This is a genomic window from Corynebacterium sp. UMB0012 (assembly GCF_030216265.1).
Classification (GTDB): Bacteria; Actinomycetota; Actinomycetes; order Mycobacteriales; family Mycobacteriaceae; genus Corynebacterium.
This window is the reverse complement of record NZ_JASOKQ010000038.1, coordinates 1-7,664: the sequence shown is the minus strand read 5'-3', so window position 1 is coordinate 7,664 and position 7,664 is coordinate 1. Positions and strand designations below refer to the sequence as shown.

Genomic DNA, 7,664 nt, shown 5'->3' with positions numbered 1-7,664 from the left:
AAAAGGCCCCATGAAGTAACTAACCGTGTACCCGCCCCGCAACACGCCGAACGGACACACATTCTGCTACTTAACCCGGATTTTTGTTGTATACGGGCGCGCGGCCGCACTGGCCGCTAATCGATGACCGGCGGCTCGTAGCCATCCGCCTTAAGCCATGCGACGTGCGGCGGCGTATTCATCCCCCATTCGGTGCGCGCCCAGAGGAAAGCCTGGGAGACCTCGGCCTCGGAATAGCCCCCATCGCGCAGGTATTGCCGGAAGCCGTTCGGACCTGAGTCTTTGATCCACAGCCAGACGTAGTCATCAAGGGAGTCGTCGGCAAGCAAGCCTTCCATCCCGTCTGGAACGTATTCGCGCTCGGCGCGCACGCGGTCCGCTAGATCCTGGTCAAGGAAGTCGTAGAGGTAATCCAGCGCGTCCTCAAGCTGCGCATAATCGAAGGGATCCATGCCGCCCAGCCTAGTGGCGCTTGGTGCCCAAGACCATGCGGTCAATTTCCTCGAGCACCTCATCCACAATGGCTGGGTTATAGGCCCGGTAGCCGCGCATGCGTAGCAGCTCCTCCTGCGCCGCCGCCAAAGCGGTCCGGCGGGCCTCCAGAGCCACGTGGCGGGCCTGCCAGGCGCGCTGCCAGCGGGAGTCATCGGAAACATCCTCGCCATCACCCAGCCGGTCCTCGAACCACTGAATCACGTTGGCGGAAATTTCGGGGTCGACCTTCTCGGCGTCGGCAGTAATGTGGCCGTCGGGCCGGAAGTGCGACAGGGCCTCGATGCTGGCCGCACGCGCGCGGGCCACCACGGCGGCGCGCATCTTATCGCTGGCGATTTGGGAGGCCTCTGTCAGGTCAAGGCGCTCCATCAGCCACGGCAAGAGCAGGCCGGGCACCACCATCGTGACCAGCAAGACGGTCAGTGCAATGACCGCCAGCTCGTGGTGAAAGCTGAACACGCCGGCCGGGATGGACAAAACCAGCGCCAAGGTGACTAGGCCGCGCATGCCGGACCACGTCATCAGCAGCACTTCTTGCAGGCGCAGCGGCGCCACGCGCGGGCGGCCGCGGGAGACGTTGATGCGGTAATAGATGTACATCCACACCAAGCGGACGACGAAGGCCACAAGGGACAAGATGACACCCACCACCACGGAGTGCCACAGGTCCGAGCCGACTTCCGCGATGGCCGTATTCACCGTCAGTCCAATGAGTCCGAAGGCCACGCCGGTAAAGAGCAGCTCGATGGTCTCCCAGAAGGACTGGCCGGAAAGACGGTCCTCGGCCTGGATATCGGCCCGGGAATTAAGCTCCACAGCCGCAATGACCACGGCGATAACGCCGGAGGCGCCGAGTTCCTCCGAGATGAGGTAGACCGCAAACGGCGTCACCCAAGTCAACGCGTTGCGCGCGGTGACGTCGTGGACGTGGGTGATAAACAGCGCCACCAGCCGGCCGACGCCCCAGCCGAGGCCGCCCGCGACGAATGCGGAGTAGAAGAAGTTGAGCACGCCGCCACCGAAGGAGAGCTCATCGCCTTGGGTCACGGCCGTCAGCGCGAGGTTGAAGGCGACGATGGAGGCGGCGTCATTAAACAGGCCCTCGGTCTGCAAGGTGGTAATGATGCGGCGCGGGATGCCGGCGGGCTCGGCCACGGCGTCAACGGCGACGGGGTCCGGCGGGGCGATGGCCGCACCGATGAGGATGGCTGCGGCCAGGCTGATGCCGGGCAGGAAGGCATAGGCCGTAAAACCTACGGCCAGCGTGGTGGCGACCACCAGCAGCACGGACAGGCTCAAGATGGTCACCCATTGCTCGCGGATAACACCCCACGAGGTGCGCCGGGCCAGCGCCCACAGCAGCGGCGGCAGGAAGATGGGCAGGATGAGCTCGGTGGGCGGCTCGAACTGGGGCAGGCTGGGCACGAAGACCGCGCAGGCGGTGATGATCGTCAGCAGGGCCGGCCACGGCAGCCCAATCTTGTCACCGATGGCGACGACGAACACGGTCAGCAGCATGAGCCCAATGAGCACCAGTAGAACTTCCATGGGCTCAGATTTTACCCGCGCCAGATATAAGGCTCAGGGCTGAGTCGATCGGGCGCGAATTGCGCGAGCAGATCCGCGGCGCTGTGAGCCTTGTACCCCAGCGAGGCCGCCAGCTGCTTGACGACGTCCCCCTCCTCCCCCATCTCCCGCATGGTCACCGCGCCATCGCGCTTGGCCAGGCGCTCGCCGGATGCATTGAGCACGAGCGGGACGTGGATATACTCCGGCGGTTCGATGCCGAGCAGCGAGGCGAGGTAGGCCTGACGCGGCGCGGAGGAGAGCAGATCATCGCCGCGGACCACTTGGTCGATGCCTTGATAGGCATCATCGACGACGACGGCCAAGTTATAGGCCCAGCCAGTGTCTTGGCCGCCGCGGCGCAGGATGAAGTCATCGACGTCGCCCGTATAGGTGCCGTGGAGGGCGTCGTGGATGGTGAATGTGGGGGCGTCGGCAAGCAGGCGAAGGGCGGGCTGGCGATTCTGGGCCGCAAGCTCGGCACGCTTGACCGCGCGCTGGTCTTCGGTGAGGTTGCGGCAGGTGCCCGGGTACTGGCCGGGAATGGCGTGCGGGGCGCGGGAGGCCTCACGGATATCCTTGCGGGAGCAATAGCACTCGTAGGTGGGCAGCTGGGCCAGAGCCTGTTCATAGGCGACGTCGCGGTCGTGCTGGTAGATGACCTCACCGTCCCAGTCCAGCCCGAGCGCGCGCAGATCCGCAAGCTGGCGCTCGGCCGACTCCTGGGAAGAGCGCTGCTTATCGATGTCCTCCACGCGCACCACAAAGCGCCTGCCCGTCGACCGGGCGAAAAGCCACGCCAAAAGCGCCGTGCGGAGGTTGCCAAAGTGCAGATCGCCGGAGGGGCTGGGCGCGTAACGGCCGGCGCCGGTGGTCGCGGAATTCATGCCCACAGTCTACGGGCTGGCACAATGGCGGGCATGGAAAAATCGAACGGCGCTGAGGTGCGCTTCATTCCCGTCCGCTCCACCCTCTACCCCTGGCTGGTCACCGTGTTTGTGGTGACCTTCCTGATTTCTAATATCAACGCCACCAAGGGCGTCCAGCTCGGCCCGTTGGTTACCGATGGCGCCTTCTTCCTTTTCCCGCTGGCCTATATCGTCGGCGACGTGCTCTCCGAGTGCTATGGCTTCAAGTCCACCCGGCGCGCGGTCTACATCGGCTTCGCGATGGCCATTCTGGCGGCCGTGTGTTTCTATATCGCCATCTGGCTGCCGGCGGCTGATTTCTACGAGGGTCAAGAGGCCTTCGCCGCCACCCTTGGCCTGATGCCGCAGATTCTGGCCGCTTCGCTGGCCGGCTACCTAGTGGGCCAGCTCCTCAACGCCTGGACCCTGACCGCCATGAAGAAGCGTTCCGGCGAAAAGGGCCTCTTCGCGCGCCTTATCGCCTCCACCGTGGTGGGCGAGTTCGGCGATACGCTGCTCTTTTGCGCCATCGCCGCGCCGGTTATCGGCGTAGACACCGTGGGCGGGTTCATCAATTACGTCATCGTGGGCTTTGTGTGGAAGACCCTGATGGAGGCCGTCATGCTGCCGGTGACGGCCGCGGTCATTCAGTGGGTGAAGAAGCGCGAGGACTACTTGCCGGCGTAGTACCGGCCGAGGAATTCATCGCGGTAGGCCTCGTAGTAGCCGCCGTCGATGGCGGCGCGGATATTATCCACCAGGCGAATCATGAACTCCACGTTGTGGATGGTGCACAGCGTGCCGGCGAGGAATTCCTTCGCCTTGAGCAGGTGGTGCAGGTAGGCGCGGGAGTAATTCTCGGATACGTAGCCGCCGAATTCCTCGTCGACGCCGGCAAAGTCCCGCTTGAAGCGCGCATTGGTGAGGTTCATACGGCCGTCAAGGGTGTAGACGCCGCCGCGGCGCGCCAGGCGGGTGGGCGCCACGCAGTCGAAGGTATCGGCGCCCGCCTCGACGGCGGTGAAGATATCGTCCGGCTCGGAGATGCCGAGCAGGTGGCGCGGCTTGTCCTCGGGTAGCTCATCGCAGACCCAGCCGACGATGGTGCCCAAGTTTTCCTTTTCCAGTGCGCCGCCGATGCCGAAACCGCCGAAGCCGCGCTTACCGTCCTCGCGGGCGGCGCGGTCGAGGTCGAGCAGGCCGCGGGTGGCTTGGCGGCGCAGGTCCTCGTACTGCGCGCCTTGGACAACACCCCACAGCGACTGCTTCGGGCGGTGGGCGCGCTCGCGGGTGAGGCGATCGTGCTCATCCAGGCAGCGCTTGGCCCAGCGGTGCGTGCGCGCGACGGATTCCTCCTGGTAGGTGCGCGTATCAACCAGCGTGGTCAGCTCGTCGAAGGCAAACATGATGTCTGCGCCCAGCCCGTGTTGGATCTGCATGGACTTCTCGGGGGTAAAGCGGTGCTTGGAGCCGTCGATGACGGATTTAAAATCCACGCCGTCCTCGTCCACCTGCGCCATGCGTTCCTTCTTGGCGGCGCGGATGTCCTTATCGCTGAGATCCGCAACGTCCATCGCAAGGACCTTTTTGAAGCCCACGCCCAGGGACATGACCTGGAATCCGCCGGAGTCGGTATAGGTCGGGCCATGCCAGTTTTCAAACTCGGCCACGCCGCCGGCCTCGTCCACGATGTCGTGGCCCGGCTGCAGGTAGAGGTGGTACGCATTCGACAAGATGGCCTGCGCACCAGTGGAGCGAATTTGTTCCGGGGTAAGCGTCTTGACCGTGGCTTTGGTGGCTACTGGGATGAAGGCCGGGGTGCGAATATCACCGTGCGGAGTGTGGATGACACCGCTGCGGCCGTGCTTGCCGGGGCCTTCGGGCAGGCGCTTGCCGACGTCGAAGCTCAAGTCCATTTCTATTCTTCTTCCTCATCTGCGGGGATAGGGGCTGGGGTGGCGTGTTTAGCTTCCCATTCTTCTTCCAGGGCGGTGCCTTCGATATCCAGGGTGGGCAGAATCTTCTCCAACCACTTCGGCATCCACCACGTCGCGCGGCCCATGAGGAACATGGTGGCAGGGACGAGGGTCATGCGGATAAAGAAGGCGTCGAAAAGCACGCCGGCGGCCAGGGCAAAGCCAAAGATCTGAATGAAAGGCAGCGGCTGGTTAATAAAGGCCACGAAGACCGAAATCATAATAATGGCCGCGGCCGTCACCACGCGGGCGCCCTGGGTAAAGCCGGTGATGGTGGCTTCGTCGACGGCGCTATATCGCCCGCCGGTGCCCTCCGGATGCCGCGAGATATGCTCGCGCATGCGGGTGACCAAAAAGACCTGGTAGTCCATCGCGAGGCCAAAGGTCACGCCGATGAGGAAGATCGGCATGAAGGAAATCAGCGGGCCCGGCGCGGGAACCAGGTTCCACAGGCCTTCCTGCCAGACCAGGACGGTCAGGCCGAAGGCGCCGCCGACGGACAGCAGGAAGCCCAGGCCCGCAACCAGCGGCACCAGGATGGAACGGAAGACCAAAAGCAGTAGCACGATGGCCAGGCCTACGACGATGGCCAGGTACGGCGCCATGGCTTCCTCGAGGCGCTCGGTGATATCGAGCTGCACGGCGGTCAGGCCGGTCAAGCCGATATCGGTACCGGTGGCGTCTTCAATCTCGCTGGTGGCCGAGCGCAACGCGTGCGCAACGTTGACCGTCGCGGCGTCCGTCGGCGCGGTTTCTGGGGTGACCATGATCTGCGCGGCGCGCTGGTCCTGGCTCAGGCCGACGATCTGCGCGTGCTTCACGCCGCCCAGCCCCTTAAGCTGGTCCGCGGTGTATAGGAAGGACGCGAGCGCGGCCTTATCCTCCGGCGAGGCATTATCCGCATCGCCTTCCGCGGTATCTACAACCTCAGCGACCGGGGCGATTTCCGGCTCGGCCTCGGCCTCGGGCTGGTCCGGCTGCGGCTGCTCAGGGGCTGCGTCCTCCGGCGCAACGTCCTGCGGTGCACCGTCCTCTGGTGCAGCGTCCTCGGGCGTGGCCTCCGCGTCTGGGGCGGGGGCGGGCGCGGGGGCTGGTTCGGGCTGGGATTGGGCGTCGACAAGCGGGGCGAGGGCGCCGGCATCCGCGTTGACCGTGTGGGCATCGACCACGGCGAGGAAGGGGCCGTTGACGCCGGGGCCGAAGCCCTCGGACATGATGTCGGCGGCCTTGCGCTGGGTGGTATCGGGATTGGAGGTGGTATCGGCCGGAAGGGCGAGTTCCATGTGGAGCACCGGCGCGGTCATCGCGCCCAGGGAGAGCACGACCAGCGCCATGGCCAGGCCGGGGACCTTCTGGACCAAGCGCACCCAGCGGTTGCCCATGGTGGGCCCGCGGCGGCGCTTGCCCTTGCGGGTCGGGTTGCCGGCCACGCCGGGAATGCGGCCGTTGAAGGCCTTATCGCCCAGCAGACCAAGCATCGCGGGGATGAGCGTAAGCGACACCAATACGGCGATGGCGACGGTGCCGGCGGCGGCCAAGCCCATGGCCGTCAAGAAGCCGATGCGTGCAATGAGAAGCGCAAAAAGCGCAGTAAAGACGGTCGCGCCGGCAAAGACCACGGAGGAGCCGGCGGTTCCCACCGCCATGCCTGCGGCATCTGGCCCGTCCATGCGGCGGCGCTCGGCGCGGTAGCGCGACAGGATAAACAGCGCGTAGTCAATGCCCACGGCAAGGCCGATCATGATGGCCAGGACCGGGGTCATATTATTGAGCTCAATCCAGTGGGTGGCAATGAACATGCCCAGCGCGCCTAGTCCCACGCCGATGACGGCGGACACCAAAGGCATACCCGAGGCCACCAGGGAGCCGAAGGTAAAGATGAGCACGATAAAGGCAACGCCGAGGCCGATTATCTCAGAGGTGGAATTGACCGCGATTTCATCGCCGAAGCCGGCACCATTGCCTTCTACCGTGAGGCCGCGGTCGCGGGCAATATTCATTGCCTCGGTAACGGTGTCTTTATCGGCCTGCTCCACGCTATAGGGCGACTCGGCGTCGAAATTAAAGGTGGTATAGGCAATGGTCTCGTCATCATTGACCATGGCGAGGTTGTCCGCGTCCGCGCGAGCGGATGCTTCCGGCAGCCCCATGTCCGTGAACTGGTGGATGACCTGATCCTGCAATCGAGGCGAGACCTCAAGCGGGTTGCCAAAGCGCGTGGTATCGCCCATCTCTAGGTTGTCCTCGAGGTAGGAGATGGTGGCGTCGATGGCCTCGCGGTTTGCGGGATCAGAAAGCTTCTGGCCGTCTGGAGCCTTGAAGACCACGTTGACCGAGGGCGAGTTGGCAGGGTTGCCGCCCTCTGGGAAGAGGTCCATGGTCTTGTAGGTGGCGTCGATGGACGGGGTTCCCTTGATGGAGAACTCGCTCGTCATCGGTTTCATCAGCAAGGCGGCGGCACCGCCGACGGCGGCGAGCAGCAGCAGCCATGCCACGATGACCTTCCACTTATGGAGGAAAGACCAGCGCCCAAGACGATAAAGCAGTTTAGCCACGGGTAGATGTACCTTCGCATTCGCGTGGGGGACGGGTTGAACTTTGCCCTAGTGTAGTTGCCGTGCCCCTTATTCCCTATTACTTAGCCGCCGGGCAGCCCGTATTCACAGACGATGCCAAGGCAGCGGGCCAAGAAAGAACCGTGGCCACCCGATGCAGTCAA

General features: G+C 64.3%; 6 protein-coding genes. 1 reads left to right on the top strand and 5 read right to left on the bottom strand.

Going from position 1 to position 7,664, the window contains the following annotated elements; all coding sequences use genetic code 11:
• Nucleotides 1-116: 116 nt before the first annotated feature.
• The 3 genes from QP324_RS11690 to gluQRS are packed head-to-tail and all read right to left on the bottom strand — an operon-like array spanning nt 117 to nt 2,948.
• Entirely contained in the window at nt 117-452 is a 336-nt protein-coding gene (locus tag QP324_RS11690; protein ID WP_284816143.1) for a hypothetical protein, read from the bottom strand.
• A 10-nt stretch (nt 453-462) separates the two neighbouring features.
• Nucleotides 463-2,043 (bottom strand): sodium:proton antiporter, encoded by a 1,581-nt coding sequence (locus QP324_RS11685; RefSeq protein WP_284816141.1) that lies wholly within the window; start codon nt 2,041-2,043, stop codon nt 463-465.
• An 11-nt stretch (nt 2,044-2,054) separates the two neighbouring features.
• A complete protein-coding gene (gene gluQRS / locus QP324_RS11680) occupies nt 2,055-2,948 on the bottom strand; it encodes a tRNA glutamyl-Q(34) synthetase GluQRS (RefSeq protein WP_284816139.1) in 894 nt (297 codons plus the stop codon).
• Between the two features lie 24 nt (nt 2,949-2,972).
• Here gluQRS and QP324_RS11675 point away from each other — a divergent pair, with 24 nt between their 5' ends.
• Nucleotides 2,973-3,656 carry a queuosine precursor transporter gene (locus tag QP324_RS11675; protein WP_284816137.1) on the top strand — a complete coding sequence of 228 codons (684 nt, stop codon included), beginning with the start codon at nt 2,973-2,975 and terminating at the stop codon, nt 3,654-3,656.
• On the opposite strand, the gene tgt is transcribed toward QP324_RS11675, so the two are convergent.
• Nucleotides 3,641-4,885, bottom strand: coding sequence for a tRNA guanosine(34) transglycosylase Tgt (gene tgt, locus QP324_RS11670; RefSeq protein WP_284816135.1), 1,245 nt, complete (start codon nt 4,883-4,885; stop codon nt 3,641-3,643). The genes QP324_RS11675 and tgt overlap by 16 nt on opposite strands.
• 2 nt (nt 4,886-4,887) lie before the next feature.
• The gene (locus tag QP324_RS11665) at nt 4,888-7,500 is read right to left on the bottom strand and encodes an MMPL family transporter (protein WP_284816133.1); all 2,613 of its coding nucleotides are present in this window, start codon (nt 7,498-7,500) and stop codon (nt 4,888-4,890) included.
• Nucleotides 7,501-7,664 lie beyond the last annotated feature (164 nt).

What these genes read in the sequence shown, in the direction of transcription:
- QP324_RS11690 (WP_284816143.1), bottom strand. Translation starts at nt 452, where the DNA reads ATGGATCCCTTCGATTATGCGCAGCTTGAGGACGCGCTGGATTACCTC.
- QP324_RS11685 (WP_284816141.1), bottom strand. Translation starts at nt 2,043, where the DNA reads ATGGAAGTTCTACTGGTGCTCATTGGGCTCATGCTGCTGACCGTGTTC.
- gluQRS (WP_284816139.1), bottom strand. Translation starts at nt 2,948, where the DNA reads ATGAATTCCGCGACCACCGGCGCCGGCCGTTACGCGCCCAGCCCCTCC.
- QP324_RS11675 (WP_284816137.1), top strand. Translation starts at nt 2,973, where the DNA reads ATGGCGGGCATGGAAAAATCGAACGGCGCTGAGGTGCGCTTCATTCCC.
- tgt (WP_284816135.1), bottom strand. Translation starts at nt 4,885, where the DNA reads ATGGACTTGAGCTTCGACGTCGGCAAGCGCCTGCCCGAAGGCCCCGGC.